Below are 22,593 nucleotides of genomic sequence, written 5' to 3' on the forward strand. Positions count from 1 at the left end.
GTGCGGGCGGATGGTCCGAGAGGCAGATCGCCTACTACCGAGCGCGAGCCGACGAGTACGACGACTCCTACAGCGACCGCATGCACATGCCCCAGCTCGCGAACGTCCTCGACGACCTGCCGATCCGCGGCGACGTCCTGGAGCTGGCGTGCGGTACCGGCCAGTGGACCCGACTGATCTCCGACCGCGTACGCAGCCTGACCGCCCTGGACGCCGCGCCGGAGATGCTGTCCGCGGCCCGTGAGCGGATGCACGGGGCCGCGACTCGCTTCATCGAGGCGGACGTCTTCAGCTGGGAGCCGGATCGCCAGTACGACACCATCTTCTTCGCCTTCTGGCTGAGCCACGTGCCGCCCGTGGAGATGGAAGCCTTCTGGGACCTCCTGAGGTGGACGCTGGCGCCGGGCGGCCACGTGGTGTTCCTCGACGACGCACCTGCCAAGGCGGGGATCGAGGAGGCCGTCGCCGAGGCCCAGGTGCCCACTGTGCGCCGCAGGCTCGCCGACGGATCCCACCACCAGGCCGTGAAGGTGCTGCGTGACGCCGCCGACCTCACCTCGCAGCTGTGCGACCTGGAGTGGGAAGCCCAGATCGAGCCGGTCGACCAGTACCACATCGCTGGTGTCGCGCGCCCCTGGACGAGCGCATGACGAGCATCAGCGGCTACCCCGCCCGGCCGAGCGTCCGCGCCGGCGAAGTGCTCCGGCTGCACATCGCCGCATCGACCTCGCACTTCCACGTCGACTTCTACCGCTGGGGCGCGACGCCCCACCACGCCGGCCATGTCGAGTGGCCCGGCGGCACCGCAGAGTCCGGCACGTTCGACGCGGACTGGCGGTGGCCCGCCTACGAGTTCCTCGTGCCCCCCGAGTGGAGGTCCGGGGTCTACATCGCGACGCTAAGCACGGAGCCGACATCGGACATGCCGCCGATGGACTCCCGTGAGGCGCGGATCCTCTTCGTGGTCACACCCTCCGCGCCGTCTGGCCGCAAGGTCCTCTTCAAGATCCCGACCTTCACCTACCACGCCTACAACACGGCAGGGGGAGGCAGCCTCTACAGCGCCGCCCAGGTCACGATGCTCCGCCCCGGAGGCGGCGTCGGCGGCCCCGTCAAGGGCCTGCCCGACCCGTACGACACCGCCTCCCCGCGGCAGACCTTCGCTCACTGGGACGCCCCCTTCATCGCGTGGATGGAGGAGAACCGGATCGAGAGCGACTTCTGCACCGACCTGGACCTTCACGAAGGCCAACACCTCCATGACGGATACCGCCTCCTGGTCGCCGCCGGCCACGACGAGTACTGGAGCGCCGAGATCCGCCGAAACGTCACCGCGTTCCGGGACAGCGGAGGAAACATCGCCAACTTCGGTGCCAACACCTGCTGGTGGCGAGTACACGTGGCGCCGGACGGAGCCGGGCTGCGCTGCCACAAGTTCCCGCCCGGAGCCTCGGCCGGGAAGGACCCGGACAGCTCGTACGGCTGCCCGGATCACTGGTGGGAGTCGGAGCCCGAGAACTCCCTTCTCGGGGTGAGCTACCGAAACGGTGGTGGCCACTGGGACGGCCCGCGCACTCCCCTCGGGTTCACCGTCACGGATGCGAACCACTGGCTCTTCTCCGGCACGGGCCTGCGGACGGGCGACGTCGTCGGCCGCGACGGCGCGCTGGTCGGCTACGAATGCGACGGGGCGGCGTACGAGCTCGACACGTCCGGCCGACCGCGCCCGACAGGCCGAGACGGGACTCCCAAGGACTTCGAGATTCTCGGCATCGCGCCGCTGCCCGGCGATTGGAACTTCGCGGCTCGGGAGGCGATTGACAGCCCTCGGGCGGCGACCCTCGGCCTCTACACGGCGAACGGCACAGTCTTCACCGCCGCCACGACCGACTGGGCCCGCCTTCTGGCCACCGACACACAGGTCTCGGCCATCACCCGCAACATCTTCACCCGTCTCTCCTGACCGAAGGGATCGTCGTGTCTGGAAACGTACGGCCGCTCAATGTGATCATCGGCGTCAACGGCATCGGCATGGGCCACTCGGTCAGACAGAGCGTGATCGCCCAGTACCTCCGCGACCGCGGGCACGAGGTGCGCATCGTCACCAACGGCGGCGCCCGCGTGGAGTACTTCCGGGACCTCGGCTTCCCCGCTTGGGACGCGTGGATGCCGACGCTCCTCGCCCGCGCGGACCGCATATCCGCGAGTGACGCCGTACGCGCGAACATCTGGCAGGCCCCCGCCGGCCTTGCCAAGCACATGCGCCTGCGCCGGATCGTTCGCGAGACCGGCGTCCCCGACGTGTTCATCACCGACTACGAGCCCAACACTCCCCGCCTCGCGTACCACTTCAACAGACCCCTGATCTCCGTCGATCAGCAGAGCAAGTACCGGCACCTCGACCTACCGGCCGTTGGCCGTTACGCCCGGACCGCCGACGAGCAGCGTCTCCGCTACTTCGCGCCCCGCGTCGACCGGTCCTTCATCTGCTCGTACGTCCCACTGGAGGCGGACGACCGAAGGCTGGAGTTCATCGCCCCGGTCATCCCCGACTCAGTGCGTTCCATGCCGGTCACGATCGAGCCCCTCGCCACGGCCTACTTCTCTCGCTACTTCGACCACGGGCCGGAAGAGTCCGTCCGAACGCTGACCAGGGTCTTCCGCCAGTACGTCCCGGACCGCGGTCTGCGGATCTACGTGCAGCCGACCGAAATCGGAAACCTGCGTCAGTACGCCGATGGCAAGATCGAGATCCGCACGTTCGACCGCGAGGCGTTCATCAGGGACATGGCGCGGTCCGAGGCTGTCTTCTCCAACGCCGGCTTCAACCTCATCAGCGAAGCCTTCGTCCTCGGCAAACCGGTCCATCTGATCCCGCTGCCCACGTACGACCAGCACTGGTGCGCCAAGGTCGTCCACGAGGCGGAACTGGGCACATCGGCGCCCCGCATCGACGGCGGAGCGGTGCTCGACTTCCTCAACCGAAGCCGGGAACTCCGCGCGAACGTCGCACGCCACCGGGACGAGCACCTCGCGGTCGACCCTCGGGAGCGGATCGCCTCCTACCTGGAGAGTCTGCCCACAGCCGCTTCGGCGATCCTCGCGCCGTCCAGGCGGTAGGCCCATGGGGACGCCACTGCTCGCCACGTACCTGCACACCGCCGTGACCGTCTCCGCCGTCGCGGCCTGCTACCGCTTCGCGATCTCGCCCACCGTGCGGGCCATAGCGCGCCGCCCAAGCCGGTTGATCCTCATCGCGAGCATCACACCCGCCGTACCGCTCGCCTTCCAGTCCTCACCCGATCCCGGGCCGTTCCGGTGGTTCGCCATGGTCGTGATCGCGCTGCTCACGTGGCAAGGCGCGACGAGCGACTACGACGTGACGGAGCCGATCGGACCGCAACGCCTGGACAAGCGGCTCCTTCTCGTGCTGGGTGCCGCCTCGTGCTTCTGGCCCCCGGCTCTCCTCGCCTGGATGGGCGTGTACTGCGGCAAGCTCCGAGGCTGGAAGCACCACGCGATGATGCCGTTGCGGCTGCTCAAGGCATACCTCGCCTGGTTTCTCGTGGCGACGTTCTTCGAGACCCCGGGCTCCCCGGCGGCACTCCTGCTCGTCCTTGGCTGCGTCTCACTCTCCCACTACGTGAAGCCGGCCTGGAGCAAGGCCCGACTCGGGCCGCGACCCTGGTCATGGGCCTGGCACAACCGCACCCACTACCTCATCACTTCGGCGTACTCCTGGGGCTGGGCACGCTTCCTGCGCCCCGAGACCGTGTCCCGCGTATTGCGCCGCGCACGCGGCCTCGATCGGCCGGTCAACGTCCTCGCGATGGTGATCGAGGCAGCGGGGCTGATCGCGTTCCTCGATCGCCGTCTCCTGCTCGCGGTCCTCGCAGCGACGGCCGTCTTCAATGTCGCCGTCGCTCTAGCCTCCGGCATCCTCTTCTGGGAGAACATCGGCACCAACATCGCTCTCGCGATCACCGTCGGGTTACTCCCCGCTGCGGAGTACGACGCGGCCTTCGGTTGGCCAGCCGCGCTGCTGGCACTCGCGGTGCTCGTGCTCAGCGCCGCCGACCTGCTGTGGCAGCCCTGGCACCTGGGGTGGTGGGACTCTCCTTTCACGGCCCGTGTCCACTGGCAGGTGGAGACCGCGTCCGGCGAACAGCAGGGCCTCTACAACGGCTTCATGTGCCCGTACGAGCGGGAGTTCGGCCGCGTTCTGGGCTACTTCCTGACGAGCGAACCGGTCCTCCACGACCACCTCGGCATCGTCTGGGACCGGCGGCTCCGCGACCTCATCGTCCACGCGGACGGGGACCAAGAGACGCTGCGCCACCTCAAGAAGACCTACGGCCGCGTGCATAAGGACGAGCAGCAAGCGAACGAGCACGTCGACTTCCTGACCACGATGTTCAGCCGCCTCAACAACGGTTTCCCGAAAGGCCCGTTGCCCCGACCGCTGCGCTGGCTCAAAGCGCCCGGCGGCCAGCTCTACCGGTGGGGCTACCTGCCGCCCTACCGCGGCGACGAAGTCGTCCGCCGCATCACCATCCGGTACGAGGAGCGCTGCTACCGCCCCGCGACCGGCGACTTCGTCCTGCTCGCCGACGACGTCCTGCACGAGATCGACCTCGTACCCCCGAAACCCGACCACGGGAGCACCTCATGCGCAAAATCTTCATCGACTGCGGCGCCAACCTCGGAGTCGTGCTGAACCGCTTCATGCACGAGCTTCCGGATCACGACTTCTACGCCTTCGAGCCGAACGCGGAGCTGGTCCCTTCCATCCGCCGGCACGTCGAGCAGGCCCAGGGCTCCGCCCGTATCGAGATCTCCCAGAGCGCGGTGTGGACCCATGACGGGACGATCGACCTCTTCCTCGGCCACCACGAGAGTTCCACCGTCATGCCGGGCAAGCGGGTGCCGCCAGTGTACGACCAGCAGATCGACTACACCTCGCCGATCTCGGTACCGGCCATCGACTTCAGCGCCTGGCTGCGGCGGACGGTCAGTCCCGGTGATCACGTCGTCGTGAAGATGGACATCGAAGGTGCCGAGTACCCCGTCCTCACCAAGCTGCTGGACGACGGGACGATCAACCTCATTTCCGTCCTCTACATCGAGTGGCACTACGACCGCTTTCCCACCATGAGCCGTGCCGAGCACGACCACGTCGCCGCGGCGGTCTCCGCTTGTGTCGACGTCCGCGACTGGGACTGATACGAGGAAGGGGCCACGCCATGCGCACCAAGCACATCTACCTGATCAAGCACGGCGAGACTGAAGAGAACCTGCAGGGCATCCACCAGGGCCAGGCCGTCGGAGGCAGGCTGAGCGAACGCGGCAGGAACGACATCCGCGCGGTCGGTAACGGGCTCGCCGCAACCGGTATCACCGTGGACCAGATGCTCGTCAGCCCGATGTCCCGCTGCCGCGAATCGGCGGCGCTGCTGACCGCGGTGCTAAGGCCGACCGACGTACGCGTGGACGAGCGCCTCGCCGCCAAGAACAGCGGCCACCTCGGTGGCCGGCCCAGGGAGCTCGCCGCCTCTGAGGCAGCACGCCATGGCGTGCCCATCCACCAGCTCCGCACGCCGGGCGGCGAGTCATCGGAGGACGTACAGGCCCGCTATGTGGACCTGTGGAACCAGGTCCACACCGGGCCGCATCGGACGACCGTCCTCGTCGGGCACGGCGGGGGCATCGCCTGCCTGCTGCTGTGGCTGACGGGGAACGGCTTCGATCGCTACCTCCAGCACGTCCCTGGGTCAGCCGGCGTCACGTGGGTCGAGGCAGACGACACGGCTTCCCACATCCGGCTGATGAACGTGCCGGCCGCGAGCCTGCCCAGCCTTCTCGACCCCCGTACCGCCCGATGAGAGCACGGACGGTACGGGCTCGGGAGACACGGTCAGGCGTCCGGGGAACCGCCGAAGCGCGCCCGGTAGGACTCCAGGTCCTCCTCCGTGATCTTCGCGAAGAGCACGGGCGGCACGGTGAACGCGGTGCCAGCCGGGACGGCGTCCAGGGACTTGGCCTGCTCGGCGGTCACCCAGGTCGCGGTGTCGTTCTCCAGGGCGAAGGCCCCGCGCATGGCGGCGGCGGTGGTCGGGATGAACGGCTCAGAGACGACCGCGTACAGGTGGATCAGGTTCATCGCGGTACGGAGAGTCAGCGCGGCGCCGTCGGCATCGGTCTTGATCTCCAGCCAGGGCGCCTTCTCCTCCAGGTAGGAGTTGCCCGCGGACCACAGGGCGCGCAGCGCGGCGGCCGCCTTACGGAACTGGAGCGCCTCCATGTGCTCCTCGTACTCGGCCAGCAGGCGCGCGATCTCCTCGCCGAGCTTCGCCTCCACCTCGCCAGCGGCGCGGCCGGCCGGGACTTCGTCGCCGAACCGCTTCCGGGAGAAGGACAGCACGCGGTTGACGAAGTTGCCGAGAGTATCGGCCAGGTCCTTGTTGACCGTGGCGGTGAAGTGCTCCCAGGTGAACGACGAGTCGTCCGACTCGGGGGCGTTGGCGATCAGGAAGTAGCGCCAGTAGTCGGCGGGGAGGATCTCCAGGGCCGCGTCGGTGAAGACGCCACGCTTCTGGGAGGTGGAGAACTTGCCGCCGTAGTACGTCAGCCAGTTGAAGCCCTTGACGAAGTCGACCATCTTCCACGGCTCACGGACACCCAGCTCGGTGGCCGGGAACATCACCGTGTGGAAGGGGACGTTGTCCTTCGCCATGAACTCGGTGTAGGTGACGTCGTCCGCCTCGTACCACCACGACTTCCAGTCGCGGGTCTCGCCGTCCGTGGCGGCGTCCGCCCACTCCTTCGTCGCGCCGATGTACGCGATCGGGGCGTCGAACCAGACGTAGAAGACCTTGCCCTCGGCGGCCAGCTCCGGCCAGGTGTCGGCGGGGACGGGCACGCCCCAGTCCAGGTCGCGGGTGATCGCGCGGTCGTGCAGGCCCTCGGTCAGCCACTTCCTAGCGATCGACGAGGACAGGTGCGGCCACTTCTCGCTCACCGAGTCGATCCACGCCTCGACCTCGTGCTGGAGCTTGGACTGCAGCAGGAAGAGGTGCTTGGTCTCGCGGACCTCCAGCTCCGTGGAGCCGCTGATCGCGGAGCGCGGGTCGATCAGGTCGGTCGGGTCCAGGACGCGGGTGCAGTTCTCGCACTGGTCGCCGCGGGCCTTGTCGTAACCACAGTGCGGGCAGGTGCCCTCGACGTACCGGTCCGGCAGGAAGCGCCCGTCGACGGGCGAATACACCTGGCGGATCGCGCGCTCCTCGATGAAGCCGTTCTCGTGCAGCTTGCGCGCGAAGTGCTGGGTGATCTCGACGTTCTGCTGGGAGGAGCTCCGGCCGAAGTAGTCGAAGGCCAGCTCGAAGCCGTCGTACACGGCCTTCTGCGCGTCGTGGGCCTGTGCGCAGAACTCGGCGACGGAGAGCCCGGCCTCCTTGGCGGCCAGCTCGGCCGGCGTGCCGTGCTCGTCGGTGGCGCAGATGTAGAGGACGTCGTGACCGCGCTGGCGGAGGTACCGGGAGTGCACATCCGCCGGAAGCATCGACCCGACCATGTTGCCCAGGTGCTTGATCCCGTTGATGTAGGGAAGCGCGCTGGTGACCAGGTGTCGAGCCATCCTCGGATGCTCCATTTCGTACGTACGGCGCCGGTGACAGTGCCACGGCGGGCCCAAGTCGGGAGGCTGCAGCCGATGCGATCACTCGGATCGCACGCTGGTGTCACGCATGGTGACGGAACGGGTCTACAAGCCAACGCCATCGTATCGAACCGGGGCTTTCCCCATCCCACGGGTTTTCTGACCGGTCTGGGCGGAGCGCGAAAAGCACTCGGCCGTCCAAGACAGGCGGCCAAGCGAGTCTCGTACGGCCGAGGCGCTTTCCATCTTAAAGCCACCGCCGGGCCACGGGTCCGCGCCCGCCGTACACATCCGCACGCTTACACAACGAGGTGGAGAGCATGATCGAGAAGCGTGAGACGCAGCGGCTCCGCGTCGTCGTCGTGGGGCAGGGGTATGTCGGGCTCCCGCTCGCGGTGAGAGCCGCCGAGGTCGGGCACCAGGTCGTCGGCTTCGACGTGGACGCGCGGCGGGTCAAGCGGCTCATGCTCGGAGAGTCCTACATCGAGGACGTCACCGACGCGCGTCTGGCGCCGCTCCTCGCTGCCGGCGCCTACCGGCCCACCATCGACCCCTCCGACTGCGCGGGATTCGACGTAGCGGTCGTCACGGTGCCCACGCCGCTCCGCGACGGAGCTCCGGACCTGTCGCATGTCGAAGACTCGGCGCTGCTGCTGGGCCACCACCTCACTCGCGGGGCGACCGTCGTCCTGGAGTCGACGACATACCCGGGCACCACGGAGGAAGTCTTCGGCCCCCTCCTCGAAAGCACCTCTGGCCTGACGGCGGGCTCCGACTTCCACCTTGGCTACAGCCCTGAGCGCATCGACCCTGGCAACCCCAAATGGAGACTGGAGAACACCCCGAAGATCGTCTCTGGTATCGACACGGCGTCCCGGGAAGCAGTTCGCCGCTTCTACGCGTCCCTCGTCGACAAGGTCGTCCCGGTGGCCAGCTGCAAGGAAGCCGAGCTGACGAAGCTCCTAGAGAACACCTTCCGACACGTGAACATCGCGCTCGCTAACGAGCTGACCATCTTCGCCCACGAGCTGGGCATCGATGTCTGGGCCGCCATCGACGCGGCGTCCACCAAGCCGTTCGGCTTCATGCGCTTCACTCCGGGACCGGGAGTCGGAGGCCACTGCCTGCCCATTGACCCCTCGTACCTGTCCTGGCGCGTCCAGCGGACCGTGGGCCGCAACTTCCGCTTCGTCGAGCTCGCGAACGACGTCAACAACCACATGCCCGACTACGTGGTCCGGCGCCTCGTCGACGGGCTCAACAAACGCAAGAAGTCGGTCAACGGCTCCCGAGTGCTGCTGCTCGGCCTCGCGTACAAGGCCAACACCGGGGACGCCCGCGAGACGCCGGCGGCGCGGATCGCGGAGCTGCTCATCGGCATGGGCGCGGAGGTGCAGGCGGCCGACCCCCACGTCAGCGACGACGCTCATCCTCGCGCCGACGGCCTGGCGAACCTCAAGCGAGTCGACGTTACCCCCGCCAGCCTCGCGGCGACCGACGCCGTCGTCCTACTCGCCGACCACGACGCCTTCGACTACCCCCTGATCACCGCGCACGCCCCCTACATCCTCGACTGCCGCCACCGGCTCGTCGGCGCACACGTCGACTCTCTCTGAAAGGCAAGCCACGTGAAGATCGTGATCACTGGCGGCGCCGGATTCATCGGCAGCAACCTCGCCCGAGCCCTGACCGAGCACCCCAAGATCACCCAGGTCCGGGTGGTCGACAACCTCTCCACCGGCCGCGAGGCCAACATCGCCGGCCTCTGCGTCGACTTCTTCGAAGGCGACATCCAGAACGCCGACCTCCTGGACCAGGTGTTCCGCGGCGCGGACGCCGTCGTCCACCTCGCCGCGCTGCCCTCCGTACCGCGCTCGGTCCGAGACCCCTTGGCCAGCCACCACGCCAACGCGACCGGAACCCTCCAGGTCCTCGAAGCCGCACGCCGCGCGGGCGGCCTGCACGTGATCGCCGCCTCCTCGTCCTCGGTCTACGGCGCGAACCCTCGCCTACCGAAGCACGAAGACCTCACCACGGCCCCGCTGAGCCCGTACGCGGTCACCAAGCTCGCCACGGAGGCGTACCTGGGCGCCTACCACCACAGTTTCGACCTGCCGGTGCTGCCCTTCCGCTTCTTCAACGTCTACGGTCCCGGACAGCGCGCCGACCACGCCTACGCCGCGGTCATCCCGAAGTGGATCAGCGCCACACTCACTGGCGAGCCCGTGACCGTGTACGGCGACGGCACCCAGACCCGCGACTTCACGTACGTGGGCACCGTCTGCCGCATCCTCACTGACGCCCTACTCCGCCGGATCGTCGAGCCTCGCCCTGTGAATCTGGCCTTTGGGACTCGCATGTCCCTGCTGGAGCTGATTCCGGAGATCGAGGCGGCGACTGGTCACCCCGTTCGGCGGGCGCACGTCCCTGCCCGCACCGGCGATGTCCCCCACTCCCAGGCCGACAGTAGCCGCCTGCGGGCACTCTTCCCGACGGTGGCACCTGTAGGGCTTGAAGAAGGGATCTCCGCGACAGCGCGCTGGCTCAGCGCCTCGGGCTCACCCGGCCGCAGCGGCTCCCCGGACCAGACCGCGCACGGCGAGGCCGACCAGGAATTCGCCCCTGCTCTTGGGCGGCCTCTGTAGGGGCGGCCCCAACCGCGAGGCGGCACTACGGCATTGACCGAGACGTAAGTCGGCGCCGCTCCGAGCGGTGCGCCTCTCACGCTACGAGAACCGACGCGGCCCGGATGCTCGCCGGGCGCGCGCAGGTCGGCGTCCGCGTACGTCTGTGCTTCGGCGACTCCGCCGGCGGAGCGGTCGCCGTCCGGGGCCGGGAGGAAGGAATCGGCGACACGCTCGCAGCGAAGATCCGCGCCTCCCTGACCTACTACCGTCCCCTTCTGGGCAAGCCGGGGTGCGAGGTACGCCTTCACGACACCACCTGTACACCTCGCTCTTCCTCTACGACGAGAACCTGCTGGTCAACCCTCACGTGTGGGGACGCCCAGCCAGCGCCAACCCGCTGCTCCACCTCAGACAGGGCATCGAAGGCGGCTGGTTCGACAACTACGCTCAGAGCTTCGACGCCGTCTGGGCCGGCGCACGGCCGTGGACACCCGACCAGGAGGGGGCCGCCGCACATGGGCAGGACTGAGTACTACAACGACCCGAACGCCCCCAAGGCCAACACCCTCATCCCCGCCAGCAACCTGCTGGTCGTCGACGACAGCGGCGCCATCCTGCTCCAGCGCCGCCGTGACACCGGCCAGTGGGCGCTGCCCGGCGGCGCCCAGGACATCGGCGAGACCGCCGCCGAGTGCGCGGTACGTGAATGCCTGGAGGAGACGGGGATCGTCGCCGAGATCACCGGCTTCCTCGGCGTCTACACCAACCCCAACCACATCGTGGCGTACACCGACGGCGAGATCCGCCAGCAGTACGAGAACACCTACATCGGACGCCCCGTCGGCGGCGAGCCCACGATCAACAACGAGGCCGACGGCGTCCGCTTCGTCCAGCCAGCCGACCTCGACCAGTACGACATCCACCCCAGCATGCGCCAGCAGATCGGCGACTACCTGGCAGGCACCTATCCCTACCTTGGCTGAGCCGCCAGCGCAGCCTTCACCCGTCCCACGGCGCCGAAGATCTCCGGCGCCGCACGGCGGATGAACCGCCCGACCACGCTGTCGTCCCCGTAGCGGCCTCGGATCTCCGCGACGCGCTCCTCGGCGGTGGTCCGGCCGCCGTCGGGCGTGGTCGTCATGTCGCAATACACGAGCGCATCCACGAGCAGCGGCTCCTCCAGCAGGGGGAACTCGCTCTCCAGAACCGCCCTCAGCCCACGCTCTTCGGCCTCCAGCAACGCGAACGAATGGTTCGCGACCAACCGCACCAACCGCTCGTCCGCACCATGCTCGTCACGCAGGAACCGGGCCCCGTCGAGCGGATGGAACCCTGTCAGAGCGAGGCGGGGTGCGTAGCCGACGTCATGAAGCGTCGCGGCGGCTGCCAGCAGGGCACCGTCCTTCCCCAGCACCGGGGCAAGCTCAGCGGCCCGCGCAGCCACTACTTGCGTATGCACCCATCGCCGTCGGAGCGTCGAGCTGAGCTCCTTCTCCGCAACCTGCTCTGCCCATTGCCAGATCGAAACGCCCACGCCCTGCCCCCTTCACCGAGACCTATCAGCAAACCGGTGGTGGCCCCAGGGCCATCGCAGCGGTGGCGATCTGCGGCCAGGGGCCCCAGCTCAAACAGCGTGGCCACGCACGAGTGACGGTCGGGTCTGCCGCATTTGGGTGACACCTGCCCTGGCTCGCTGAGACGTCGACTGGAAGGATGTTGCAATGCCCAAGCCGTATCTGAAGGAGTTCCGCGCGACGTCGTTCAGTAGTTCTCCCGTACATACTCGTACGTTCGGTCGAACAGCTCCCCCTTGATCGGCAAGCTGTACTCCTTCAAGACGGAACGCAACTCGCGACGAACGCGTTTGTCGCCCGCGTCGCTCGCGCTCCAACCGGCATAGGCGACCTCGACGACGATCGAGTCGATCCGCGAGACTATGTCGGGGACGATCTTATGCAGCCCAGGCGGTGTGTTCTCCGCGACGATCTGAGTGAGCGCCCCACGCTTGGGATCGGCCAGCCGGTCGAGCGCTCCCTGGTCGCCCTGTTCCGCTGCCCGATCCGCGGCGACCACGTCCTGAGCGATCTTCAGGGCTTCCTCGAGGAAGGCCAGCGAGTCTTCGACGTTCTCGATCGCTTTGGCACGGAGCTTCTCGATCCGCTCCGCCAGCGACCGATACGCCGGGCTCTCCGTATCGGCCAGCCGACGCCTGAGGCGCGCCTCGATGGAGTCGAGGACCTCCTGGTACACGTCGTCGGATTTCGACTCCGGAGTTTGTCGCTCGGAAAGCTTGAGCTGCTCGGCGATCTTCTTCACCAACGCTAGGCCGGCAGCGTCGAGCGTGACTGTCTTCGACGGCATCGACTTCACTCCCACATCGGTCATGTGGCCGTGAATCAGGTCGGTGGTCTTCGCGCCGAGACGTGTCCAGAGGAAAGTCTTGGAGACATCCTTGGGTCGGATCGACTCGTATACCTTCGCGAGCCAGAAGTACTGCCCCTTGAATGGCCGGAGCATCGGGTGTGGGTCGAGGAACTCCCACACCGTCTGCAACGCGACGTACGTCTCGATGAACTCGGTGCGCTGCGCACCGCCCTCGGGGATTCGCTCGTGGGCCTCGGCGAGCGACTCGAATGATGAGTCACTCGTGTCAATGCCGTCGAACAGATGGAGTAGACGCGTGAGGTCGGTGACGAATTTCCCCGCCAGCTTGGAGGCGTCGGTAACGTTGAGCTCGTCCTCTTCGTCGTCCTTCACCTTCGGGCCGACGACTGCCTTGCCGATGGCCCTCGCGAGACCGATGTAGTCGACGACCCGCCCGAAGTCCTTGCGCTGACCGGTGACCGGGTTTTTCCACGGACGGTTGGGCCGCGTGATCGTCTGGAAGAGATTCGTGTCCTTGGCGGGCTTGTCGAGATACAGCACGCCTTCGATGGGTGCGTTGAAGCCGGTCATCCACTTCGCGGTGACGACGATGAACGACATCGGGTCATCGACCTTCTTGAAGCGGCGCTTAAGCGCCTCCTCCTGCTCCGGAGTGAGCAGGTACTTCTTGTGCTCCTTGGGGGTCTCCTTGCTGTCGGCGACGTGCATCACCACACCGACCTCACGGAGTCGTCCGTCCGGCATGACTGCGGCACGGCGCTCCAGCTCGGCCTCGATGGCCCGGGTGTACGCGATCACAAGGCGCTGGTTGTAGGCCACGACCTGGGCCTTCTGCCCCAGAGGCGCGACATAGGTAAGGAAGTGGTCGACGATGTCGGCACACACAACCGTAACGCGCTCGGGGTTGGAGAGGATCGTCTCGATGTGAGAAGCCTTTCCCGAGAGGAAGACCTTCTCCTCCTCGTCCAGGCCCTCCTCCGCGGCCAGCTCGTCGAATGCCTCGTCCAAGGCTTCCTTGTCGAGGTTGAACCCGACAGACCGGCCCTCCACGATCACTGGCTTGGTGAACCCATCAGCGATGGATTGCTCCGGCGTATACCGCGACATCACAAAGTCGGGGTCGTCAGGGTCGCCGAACAGCTTGAACGTCGAACGGTCCTTGTCCTCGATCGCAGTACCCGTCGCACCGAAGAACTTCGCGTTTGGCACCGCCGCGCGCCACGCATCGCCGAACTTCCCCTCCTGCGAGCGGTGCGCCTCGTCAACGAGGACCACGATGTTCGACCGGTTGTTCAGATGGCCGGCCTCAGCGAACTTGTGCACCGTCGTGATGACCACACCGGGCTCACCGCTACGCAGCAGAGCGTGCAGCTCCCGCCGGTTGCGGGGCACCGACATCCGCGGCATGCCGGCAGTCTCGAACATCTCCGCCGTCTGCCGGACCAGATCCTTGCGGTCGGCGATCACGATTACTGTCGGCGCGCTCCCGAATTTCTCCGTCACCGCGTCATCGCGCAGCAAACGGGCGGCGGCGAACGCCATGAGCTCGGTCTTGCCCGACCCCTGGTGATGCCAGATCAGTCCGCCAGGACGGCCGGCAAGCACCTTGGCCTGGATCGCCAGAGCCGCCTCGAACTGCGGGTAACGAGGCAAGAACTTGATGTCGACCTCGGAGGCATCCCGAGCGTGACGGAACATCACCAGGTCCTTGAGGATCGGCAGGATCGTCTCCGGCCGCAGCAACAAGCGCGCAGCCCGCTCGACACGAGCGGGTCCCGTGACGGTCTTCGGGTCGTCCGAAGTAGATCCCCACGGGGCCCAGATCTCGGAGTCGGGGTCCGGAACTGCACGGATCGGAGCCATGCGGAGCTCCAGGCCCTCGGTGGCGACGTTGAAGACGTTCGTCGCGAAGAAGTTCGGGTACTCCTCCTCGTACACATCGTGAAGGTCCTTCGCGGCGTTGACCCACGAGATCTGGTGCTTCACAGGCGTCTTGGTCTCGGCTACGACCAGCGGGAACCCGTTGACGTAGTAAACGATGTCGAACCGGCGCGGTTTGGTCGCACCGTTGACGGTGACCTCGTCAGCGACAGTGAAGCGGTTGTTGTCGAGGTCTTTGAAGTCGATCAGCCGACGAGGCACATGCCTACCGTCGATCGTCGTGAATGAGTGGTCGCCACGAAGCATTACGGTCAGCCGCTCGTTGGCTGCAACGAGACCGTTGTGCGCATCGAGGACAGCCTGATTGAGTTCATGTAGAACGAGGTCCGCAGACTCCGGGTCGTAGACCAGCTCCGGGTTCAGCGTGAGCAAGGCTTCGCGCGCCCAGTCCTCGACGATGACGTCGTGCTCATCGCGCGGTAGATCGTCCCCTTGGAGACGCTCCCAGCCGGCCTCCTCCGCCCACTCGAGCAGTGAACGCTGGATCGTGCTCGCTTCCGTCCACCCCATGTCAGGACACCTCCGCGAGTAGAGCGTCGTACGCTTCCGGGATCTCGATTTCCTGGTTCAGGAGGGAGGCCAACAGCGCCGAACGGAAGGCGCGGAGATTGGCAAGTTCCAGGTCCAGGTCTGCTACTGCGAACGCGACAGCATCACAGTGCTGAACGTACTTGGCTTGTTCCTCAAGCGATGGAATCGGTAGACGCAGAGAACCCAACAGGGCCTTATTGATCTTCCTCATTGATGCGGTCCCGCGCGCTGATGCTGTGATAGTTGAGCGCACCGACGGGGAGCACAATAGATGTGCTAGAAACGGCGTCTGGCAGACCTCGGGCTTTGTTTGAATTCGCCAGATAAGGTCAGGTAGGTAGGTCTGAGGTGCTACATTTCGCGCGATGGCGGCATAGCCGACGCGATCGAATGAACCGCTGGCTCTAGTGATAAGAAGGTCACCCTCTGTCACTTGATGGGCGTTGGTGTAACCCGTCAGATCAGCGAGCCGCTTTGCTTCGGTGCCTACGAAAGCGCCAAGTTGGATTGCACTCAGTTTCAGGACAGCCGGATCTCCGGTTCGCGGCTTTTCGTCCGAAGTCTGAACGCTCTTTCCGCCTTGAATTCCGGAAATGACGCTGCGTAGTTCGCGTTCGGCGCCTTCGGGATGTGCGTCGCGAACGACTGCCAGCAATGAGGCTGCTTTCTGCCTCTCTGCATCCAACCCGTAAATCTGTGTGTCCACCGATGCCATAACGTCGACGATGCGGCGTTGCTCCGGCAAGGACGGGAGGGCAACTTCAATCGTCAGAAAATCGGCAGGCTTGACCCGTTCCCGTCTGCCGCCCATGCCGGTCGACAACGCCTGGAGTTGCTCCCACAGGCGTTTTGTGGTCGTAAGGAGACGGAAGTATTCGGGAAGCATTCGTTCGCCGCAGGTGAACGTGGGAAATTCTTGCGACGCGTAAACCTCCCCCAGATTGTTAGGAGCAACGGTGATCGCTCCTTCGAACGCCTTCAAGCGGCTGTAGACGATCTGGTTCGGCCGGATGCGATTCAGCGTCTTGTACGAGGTCTCATCGCCAGCAATCGGATCCCGGAGCAGCAGGCCCCGACCGCGGTTCAAGACGCCGACGATGTTGTAGGAGGCCGTCGCCGTGACCGGGACCGCGTCGACGTCGAGCGCGACGACCTCGTCGAGCCGGACTCGCTCCCACTCACTCACTGGACACCCCGAACACGCTCAGGTCGACGCCTGCCGCTGCGAGCCGCTCGAACATGACAGCCTCGGTGTCGATGCGATGCTGTCGGGCGTCGGCATACGCCACGAGCGCGGTGCCCAGATCAGCCGTCTCTTCTGCAGCGACCTTGATGTAGCGGCCGATGTTCAGGTCGAAGCCGTTCTGCTCGATCTCCTCGAGCGGAACTAGCCGGACGTTCGCACCGCTTTCACCCGCTGAGTCGCTACCTGTCTGGTAGGCCCCGATGACAGCTCTGACGTCATCCTCGGACATCAGGTTCTGCTTCTTGCCCTTGGCAAACCGCGCCGAGCCGTCAATGAAGAGCACGTGATCCTTGCGCTCAGCTGGCTTCTGGTCGCGGAAGATCAACAGACATGCTGGGATATCGGTCGAGTAGAAGAGCTTGGGTGGCAGCCCGATGACGGCTTCCAGGACGTCCTTCTCGATGAGGCCCTGGCGGATCTTCGCCTCCGCGCCTCCGCGGAATAGCACGCCGTGGGGCATCACCACACCGACGCGGCCGGATCCGGGCTTCATGGACGAGACCATGTGCTGGACGAAGGCGTAGTCGCCGTTCTTCGCGGGCGGAACGCCGCAGATTGCTCGCGGGTCCGAGGACCAGCGGTCCGCTCCCCAATCCGCCAGCGAGAAGGGCGGGTTGGCGATCACGACGTCGAACTGGCGGACCGCACCGCTGGGGGCCTTGAACGCCGGAGCGCGGAGGGTATCTCCGCGCTTGATGTCGAAGTCCTCGATCTCGTGCAGGAACAGGTTCATCCGGGCGATCGAGGCCGTCGTCAGGTTGATTTCCTGGCCGTACGCCCTGAGTGTGCGGTGGTCCTTGCCGGACTCGCGCAGCTGGTTGATCGTTGCGACCAGCATCCCGCCGGAGCCGCAGGACGGGTCGTAGACGGACTCGCCGGGCTCAGGCTGGAGGATCCCGACGAGCAGGTTCACGACCTCACGGGGCGTGAAGAACTCGCCAGCCTTCTTGCCCGACTCGTCGGCAAAGTTCTTCAGCAAGTACTCGTAGCCCGCGCCGAGCAGGTCGTGCGAGACCGTCGACGGATCGAGCCTGATCTTGTTGAATGCACGGATGAGCCCCAGCAGTGCCGACTCTGGGATGCGCTCCTGGTTGCCCCACGAGGCGTCGCCGAAGACGCCGGCGAGCGAGCGGGGGTTGGCCATTTCGATTCGCTGGAAGGTCTTCGCGATCTCCGCACCGAGGTTGGTGACCCTCTCGGTGACCTCGCTCCACAGCGTGCCCTCGGGCAGCTCGAACCTGTGGAAGTCAGCCTCGATCTCGTCGTCGAGGTCGTCGCCGTACGCATCGAACGCCGCGTCGTGCTCGTGAACCCAGGTGTCGCTGATCCACTTCCAGAACAGCATCGGGAAGACGTAGGTCTTGAAGTCAGCGGGGTCGACGGGGCCGCGAAGCGCGTTCGCGGCGTCCCACAGCCGGGATTCGAGCTCGTGCTGGGTGATCGTCACGGAGATGAGGTCCTTCGTTGAAGACGGTGCCTCGATTATGGAGGAGGGCACCGACATTGAGGGAGTCCGCTACGGGGCAGTGATGCCCTCCAGGCGATGACCAGCCACCCATGCTTCGAACCGAGCGTGATCGCCGACACACTGAGACTTCTTCTCGCGTCTCCGCGCCCGAGTCACAGGGAACGAGCGGGCCATCTCCTCGGAGCTGAACATAGGAGGCTCAAGAAGGAGGGTGAGGAGCCGCAGGTGGTCTGTTCGGTGAGCTCGGGTAGGCCGTCACCGGGCTGGCGCTGCGTGAGCGGTGCGTGAGCGGACGCGGTGGGCCAGGGTGGATTGGGTGGCACCTGGGTTCGCAGCCGTAGGTCTCTGACCTCGGGAGAGAGGATCCGTGGTGCCTTCCGCCACGAGCCGGGATGATCTTGCAGGCCCTCGTGATGCGTAGTCTCGGGTTCGAATCCCGAAGGCGGCCCCAAAAAAGGCCAGTCAACTCGTGACTTGGCCCTCCGTCTACTGCCTCGCCTCCCCGAGGGCCGGGTCTGCGACGTGTTCGCCGGCCTCTACACCGCGCTCGGCGACAGCGTTGCGAGCGAGTGTTGGACCGCCACGAAGGCCAAGCTCCTCGCTCGCCTCCTGATGCCACCCGCCCCCGCTCGCAGCACCGCCAGCCCAGGAGGACTGCACGTGCCCACCGTCGGCTTCGACCGATCTGCAGGCGACGAACTGACCGACGCCAACCGGCGGCTCCCAGCTGCCCTGCTGACCGCATCCGCGAGCTGCTGTCCGCTTCCACTGGGGTCGTCCGTAGCTCACTCGCCTCCGGCATCGCCGGCCGCCCCCCTCTCCGATGTGACCTCGTCGTCATTGTTCACGACGTAAACCTGCCGGCCTTCGTGCCACCCTGCAGGGGCCGCCCGAGCTGAGCTGCCCTGACCCGCGTGCGAACTTGCTACCGCGAGGCGCCCACGGATACAGCGCGCCGACAGGCCACCGTCCCAGCACCAGGCGCTGGGAGGAGTTTGGGAGATGGTCTCCCCTCAGAGGCCAACCGAGACCCCGCCACACCAGTCCAGGTCAAGCTTCTGAGCTGCACTTTCAGCAGAAACAGAGGTGTCGATCTTGTCCGGACCTCATTCGGGACGAAGCGGTTGTGGGTTCGAATCCCGTCACCCCGACAGAGAAGTGCCAGGTCAGGGACTTGATCCACTAGGTGGTTCGGGCCCCTAATTCATTCCCAAAGATCGTTTGGACTGGGGGAAGGTCATAGTCGGGTCTCGCGACGGAGAGTGCACTGGGCCGCGTCAGGCGGGTAAGGCCCGATCCAGGGTGCGTACGCGTTTGAGAAACCAGCGGTGTCAGTGGTGCCGTCTACCCTTGTGGGATCAGTGACCCCAGGAGGTCCGGGTTGGCAGGATTCAAGATCAACAGGCGCGCCATCGAGAAGATGCAGCGGGAGATCGCCAAGGAGTTCGAGCGAGCGAACCGCAAGCATCCCGTGCGCGTTCCCGTCGAGGTCGAGGGGCCGAGCCTCGGGACACTGGCGCTGTCGAGCGCGAGCGGGATTGAGAGCGACCCGTACCTCTCCCGGCTCCTGATCTGGCTGTACGACGCCTCCCGCCGCAGCCCTGGTCACTTCGTCGACGTAGCCGATTTCCTCGAATCTGAAGGGCTCCCGACGACCGAAGCCGCAGAGATGGCGCTCCGGCTGAAGAGGCTCGGGCTCGTACAGGTGGTAGAGACCTTCGACAGCACCGACTCGGAGGTGTATCCCTCGGACGACGGTGTGTTGGAGGGCAAGCGGTTGCTGGACCTCCGGACTGACGCAGTCGCTCGTTTCCGTCACGCCTGCGAGGTGCTACTGCAGTGGGTACTGCGTACCGGCGGCAGGGACGACGCCGTCGCGGTCCTGTCGTACGCGGACGATCCCCAGTGCAGCTTCGCCGGGGATCTTCTGGCCGAGGACGAGGTCCTCAGCGCCCTGGATTACCTGGCCGAAAACGGCCTCGTTCAGATCCATTCCACGGACAACGGTGCCATAGTCCGGATCACCGCCAACGGCACACGTTGCGTACTCGCCGGAGGAAGCGTGAACGACTACCTGAGCCGTCGGCCGAACGGCGGCGACACCTACAACATCACCAACTCGCAGGGCTTCGTCGCCGGCTCTCAGCAGCACGTCCTCCAGAACAACCACGTCGGCCTGGACACCTCCAAGCTCGCGGAGTTCGCCCAGATGGTCAGGCAGTTCGCGCCGAACCTGGGCGCTGCTGACGACCAGCAGAGCCAGATCATCTTGGACGCCGAGGTGCTGGAGGAGGCAGCTAGCGCCGACCAGCCCGAACCGGGCAGGGTCCGCGCCGCGTACGAACGGCTGCAGACAGCACTCACGGACATCGGGACGGCGACTCCCGGGCTGGCCATGCTCGTGCAGGCGGGCCAGAGTGCGTTCCAGGCGGCTTTCGGCGGCTGATTTCGCGCCTGGGCCGGTGGTCGGACCCGGCTGCCCGCGTCCCGAACGGACTCCGGCCTCAAATGGACCGGCGTAACTTGCTGACGGGCCCAGGCACAGCGATCGTCGAACTGGCGGGGTGGGTCCACCCTGGATGTGGGCCCACCTCGTCTCGACCCGCGGTTGGTTGTGCGGTCAGGTCTTCCGGCTCCTGGACGTTGCCGGAGACTTCTTCGCGGGGGTTGTTGCCGCGGCCTTCGCCGCCGCAGTCTCTGGGGAGAAGCCGGCGGCCTTGAGGATATCCATCGCGTCGAAGATGGACTGCAACTGCTTGGTCAGCAGTGTCACCGTGAGGAGTTCCTGTGATTCGGGAGGCAGCTCCTTCAGTGAGGACTTGTAGATGCGCACGGCCTGCTTGTACAGGGACTGAAGCCGCTCGGCCGCGTAGGCCGTGCACTTGTCGGGGTTAAGGGTGACCGAGTAGTGGCCGCGGTACCTGACGAAGCTTTTCTTTTCAGCTCCGCACTTGACGTCTCGGATCCAGCTCTTGCCTCGCTCAAACTGGCCCCGGGTGTTCCGGCCGATGGCCCGCTCCGGAGGGAGGCCGTCCTCTCCGGCCTTTGCCACCCGACTCCAGATGTCCTCTCCACTGTCGTGCGCCGCTTGGCGGCGCGTCGTCGTCATGCTTACTCGCCTTCTTCGTCCTTCATCAGGCGCGCGAGCGCCTTGTCCGGGTCAGTCTTTCCGGTCTTGATGGCGGTCTCGCACCAGTCGAGCAGCATGCGCGCCTTGTGCACGTTGTCGAGGACCGCCTGCTTGGTTTCCTCGGTGTAGTCCTGGGTGTGGACCTCGGGGATGATCCGCTGGAGCGAGACGGAGAAGGAGGCGAACGCCCCGATCAACCGCAGGATCTCCATCGGGGCTTCGCTGTATTGAACGCCCAGGGGAGCGGCTTCTTCGTCGAACTCCTCCTCCACCTCTGCGGCGTCGTCCGCCGAGACCAGCTCTGCTTCGGCTTCCGTTGCCTCGTCGACTTCGCGCCAGTGCTCGTACTGTGCCTGGCGCATCAGGTGCCGGGCGTGCTGGTCGGATGCGAGGCGGGCTCGGACGTCCGGGCGCCCGAGCATCTCGGTGACCGCCTTGGCCGCATCTTCCTCCGTGTGGAGTAGGCGACGGGTGTGGGCAAGACGCTCCGCTTGGTTGGTCGGCGTGTGGACGGCACGGTTCGCGACCTTCTCGGCCTCGTTCACCGTCCAGCGGTGTTCCTTGGTGAAGGGGTCGTAGGGATCCTTACGGATCAAGGTGTACCGGCTAGGTACGTAAGCCAGGGTTGCGTGCACCGAGAAGCTCACATCCTTCCGGCGCTTCGCTTTCGGCCACTGCCGAGCCACGTCGTAGTAGCTGCGCAACGTCTCGGGATTGGCGCCGATCTGGTGTGACAGCATCTTGAGCACTTGCGTCACCTCGCCGTGTCCACGGCTGTGCCCATCAAGCGCCTCAATGACGAGATCTCCGAGAGCCCACTGGATCCCGGACTTCTCCTTCATCAGCTTCCGCCCGCGGCGGACGATCTTCTCCCACGCGGTCTTGGTGTACCCGCCAGGGACTGTCAGGGTCGTCACGAGGAGCCTCCTCGCGTGTCGGATACGGGGCCATGCGTACCTGTCGGCGCATTCCTGTGACACCTAGCCCAATTTACTCCGCTTAGGTGGATAATAACTCTAATGCCGGAATCGCCGCCTATAGGCGGTGGGGGCGACTATTGGGGGTGCCGGGTGTCCCACGGAAGCTATCCGGCCGACTACTCCTATGAAGAACGTGCCTTGCTGGTCGCTCGGGGGCGCATCTTGGTAGCACTGCGCAATCAAGCCCGACAGGAGCTCGGCTGGCACGTGCTGGAAGTGATCACCTTCCATGGGTTCGACACCCTCCACCGCCTCGCTCATAGAATCGCGAGCCCTCTCAGCCTGCGGTGGTACGTCCACCGCTGGTAGCCGAGTGCCTTGCGGATCGCTGAAGCGTTGAAGTCGATGCCCAGCTCGGCTGCAGCCTTCTCGGCCGGAACCACGTGCTTCTCAACCCAGTGGTGGTGTAAACGCAACAGCGGGTGCCGCCATGCTGGCAGGTTCGTTTCGCTCACCGGTGCCCCCACGTTCAGCAGGGTAGTGAAGTACTGGCATACGGGCGTTTCGGCCCCCGCTATGTTGCTGGGCACCGAAGCAGCCGGGGGGCTGGGTGTCGGTAGATCTCGAGCTCCTGCCGTTCCCTTGTCGTGCCAGCGCTCAAGGGGTGGCTTGGCGGCCAGGCATGGCT

At 66.0% G+C, this 22,593-nt stretch carries 18 protein-coding genes and 1 pseudogene; 11 read left to right on the forward strand and 8 right to left on the reverse strand.

Features of this window, described 5'->3' with window-relative positions:
* Window positions 1-80: 80 nt before the first annotated feature.
* The 6 genes from DEJ47_RS20685 to DEJ47_RS20710 are packed head-to-tail and all read left to right on the forward strand — an operon-like array spanning window position 81 to window position 5,882.
* The gene (locus DEJ47_RS20685; protein ID WP_150175762.1) at window positions 81-650 is read left to right on the forward strand and encodes a class I SAM-dependent methyltransferase; all 570 of its coding nucleotides are present in this window, start codon (window positions 81-83) and stop codon (window positions 648-650) included.
* Window positions 647-1,963 carry a N,N-dimethylformamidase beta subunit family domain-containing protein gene (locus tag DEJ47_RS20690; protein WP_150170452.1) on the forward strand — a complete coding sequence of 439 codons (1,317 nt, stop codon included), beginning with the start codon at window positions 647-649 and terminating at the stop codon, window positions 1,961-1,963. Before DEJ47_RS20685 ends, DEJ47_RS20690 begins: the two co-directional genes overlap by 4 nt.
* Window positions 1,964-1,977: 14 nt before the next feature.
* On the forward strand, window positions 1,978-3,120 hold the full coding sequence (locus DEJ47_RS20695) for a glycosyltransferase family protein (RefSeq protein ID WP_223828426.1): 1,143 nt from the start codon (window positions 1,978-1,980) through the stop codon (window positions 3,118-3,120).
* A gap of 4 nt (window positions 3,121-3,124) precedes the next feature.
* Entirely contained in the window at window positions 3,125-4,717 is a 1,593-nt protein-coding gene (locus DEJ47_RS20700) for a hypothetical protein (protein WP_150170456.1), read from the forward strand.
* The gene (locus DEJ47_RS20705) at window positions 4,669-5,223 is read left to right on the forward strand and encodes an FkbM family methyltransferase (RefSeq protein ID WP_150170458.1); all 555 of its coding nucleotides are present in this window, start codon (window positions 4,669-4,671) and stop codon (window positions 5,221-5,223) included. Before DEJ47_RS20700 ends, DEJ47_RS20705 begins: the two co-directional genes overlap by 49 nt.
* 20 nt (window positions 5,224-5,243) lie before the next feature.
* A complete protein-coding gene (locus DEJ47_RS20710) occupies window positions 5,244-5,882 on the forward strand; it encodes a histidine phosphatase family protein (protein WP_150170460.1) in 639 nt (212 codons plus the stop codon).
* 32 nt (window positions 5,883-5,914) lie between these two features.
* On the opposite strand, the gene metG is transcribed toward DEJ47_RS20710, so the two are convergent.
* Window positions 5,915-7,636 carry a methionine--tRNA ligase gene (gene metG / locus DEJ47_RS20715; protein WP_150170462.1) on the reverse strand — a complete coding sequence of 574 codons (1,722 nt, stop codon included), beginning with the start codon at window positions 7,634-7,636 and terminating at the stop codon, window positions 5,915-5,917.
* Window positions 7,637-7,977: 341 nt separating this feature from the next.
* Here metG and DEJ47_RS20720 point away from each other — a divergent pair, with 341 nt between their 5' ends.
* The 4 genes and pseudogenes from DEJ47_RS20720 to DEJ47_RS20735 all read left to right on the forward strand — a co-directional run bounded on the left by DEJ47_RS20720 (window position 7,978) and on the right by DEJ47_RS20735 (window position 11,267).
* Window positions 7,978-9,273: a nucleotide sugar dehydrogenase gene (locus DEJ47_RS20720; RefSeq protein WP_150170464.1), complete on the forward strand. Its 1,296-nt coding sequence runs from the start codon at window positions 7,978-7,980 to the stop codon at window positions 9,271-9,273.
* A 12-nt stretch (window positions 9,274-9,285) separates the two neighbouring features.
* Window positions 9,286-10,302 (forward strand): NAD-dependent epimerase/dehydratase family protein, encoded by a 1,017-nt coding sequence (locus DEJ47_RS20725; protein ID WP_150170466.1) that lies wholly within the window; start codon window positions 9,286-9,288, stop codon window positions 10,300-10,302.
* A 98-nt stretch (window positions 10,303-10,400) separates the two neighbouring features.
* A pseudogene (locus tag DEJ47_RS20730) lies at window positions 10,401-10,813 on the forward strand (XRE family transcriptional regulator); the annotation flags it as partial.
* On the forward strand, window positions 10,800-11,267 hold the full coding sequence (locus tag DEJ47_RS20735; RefSeq protein WP_150170468.1) for an NUDIX hydrolase: 468 nt from the start codon (window positions 10,800-10,802) through the stop codon (window positions 11,265-11,267). The pseudogene DEJ47_RS20730 and the gene DEJ47_RS20735, both read left to right, overlap by 14 nt.
* Here the strand turns inward: DEJ47_RS20735 and DEJ47_RS20740 are convergent.
* The 4 genes from DEJ47_RS20740 to DEJ47_RS20755 all read right to left on the reverse strand — a co-directional run bounded on the left by DEJ47_RS20740 (window position 11,255) and on the right by DEJ47_RS20755 (window position 17,834).
* A complete protein-coding gene (locus tag DEJ47_RS20740) occupies window positions 11,255-11,818 on the reverse strand; it encodes an HD domain-containing protein (RefSeq protein ID WP_150170470.1) in 564 nt (187 codons plus the stop codon). The two genes, DEJ47_RS20735 and DEJ47_RS20740, sit on opposite strands and share 13 nt — an antisense overlap.
* A 227-nt stretch (window positions 11,819-12,045) precedes the next feature.
* Complete coding sequence (locus DEJ47_RS20745) at window positions 12,046-15,120, reverse strand: type I restriction endonuclease subunit R (RefSeq protein ID WP_150170472.1); 3,075 nt, start codon at window positions 15,118-15,120, stop codon at window positions 12,046-12,048.
* A 1-nt stretch (window position 15,121) separates the two neighbouring features.
* Complete coding sequence (locus tag DEJ47_RS20750) at window positions 15,122-16,327, reverse strand: restriction endonuclease subunit S (RefSeq protein ID WP_150170473.1); 1,206 nt, start codon at window positions 16,325-16,327, stop codon at window positions 15,122-15,124.
* Window positions 16,320-17,834 carry a type I restriction-modification system subunit M gene (locus DEJ47_RS20755; protein ID WP_223828427.1) on the reverse strand — a complete coding sequence of 505 codons (1,515 nt, stop codon included), beginning with the start codon at window positions 17,832-17,834 and terminating at the stop codon, window positions 16,320-16,322. The genes DEJ47_RS20750 and DEJ47_RS20755 overlap by 8 nt, the downstream gene beginning before the upstream one ends.
* Window positions 17,835-19,236: 1,402 nt before the next feature.
* Here DEJ47_RS20755 and DEJ47_RS20760 point away from each other — a divergent pair.
* Window positions 19,237-20,301: a hypothetical protein gene (locus tag DEJ47_RS20760; protein ID WP_150170477.1), complete on the forward strand. Its 1,065-nt coding sequence runs from the start codon at window positions 19,237-19,239 to the stop codon at window positions 20,299-20,301.
* 174 nt (window positions 20,302-20,475) lie between these two features.
* On the opposite strand, the gene DEJ47_RS20765 is transcribed toward DEJ47_RS20760, so the two are convergent.
* The 3 genes from DEJ47_RS20765 to DEJ47_RS20775 all read right to left on the reverse strand — a co-directional run bounded on the left by DEJ47_RS20765 (window position 20,476) and on the right by DEJ47_RS20775 (window position 22,432).
* Window positions 20,476-20,964 (reverse strand): hypothetical protein, encoded by a 489-nt coding sequence (locus tag DEJ47_RS20765; protein WP_150170479.1) that lies wholly within the window; start codon window positions 20,962-20,964, stop codon window positions 20,476-20,478.
* Between the two features lie 2 nt (window positions 20,965-20,966).
* Window positions 20,967-21,902 (reverse strand): DUF6192 family protein, encoded by a 936-nt coding sequence (locus tag DEJ47_RS20770; RefSeq protein ID WP_150170481.1) that lies wholly within the window; start codon window positions 21,900-21,902, stop codon window positions 20,967-20,969.
* 320 nt (window positions 21,903-22,222) lie between these two features.
* Complete coding sequence (locus tag DEJ47_RS20775) at window positions 22,223-22,432, reverse strand: hypothetical protein (RefSeq protein ID WP_150170484.1); 210 nt, start codon at window positions 22,430-22,432, stop codon at window positions 22,223-22,225.
* Window positions 22,433-22,593: the final 161 nt, after the last annotated feature.

Source organism: Streptomyces venezuelae, from assembly GCF_008642355.1.
Taxonomy (GTDB): domain Bacteria; phylum Actinomycetota; class Actinomycetes; order Streptomycetales; family Streptomycetaceae; genus Streptomyces; species Streptomyces venezuelae_B.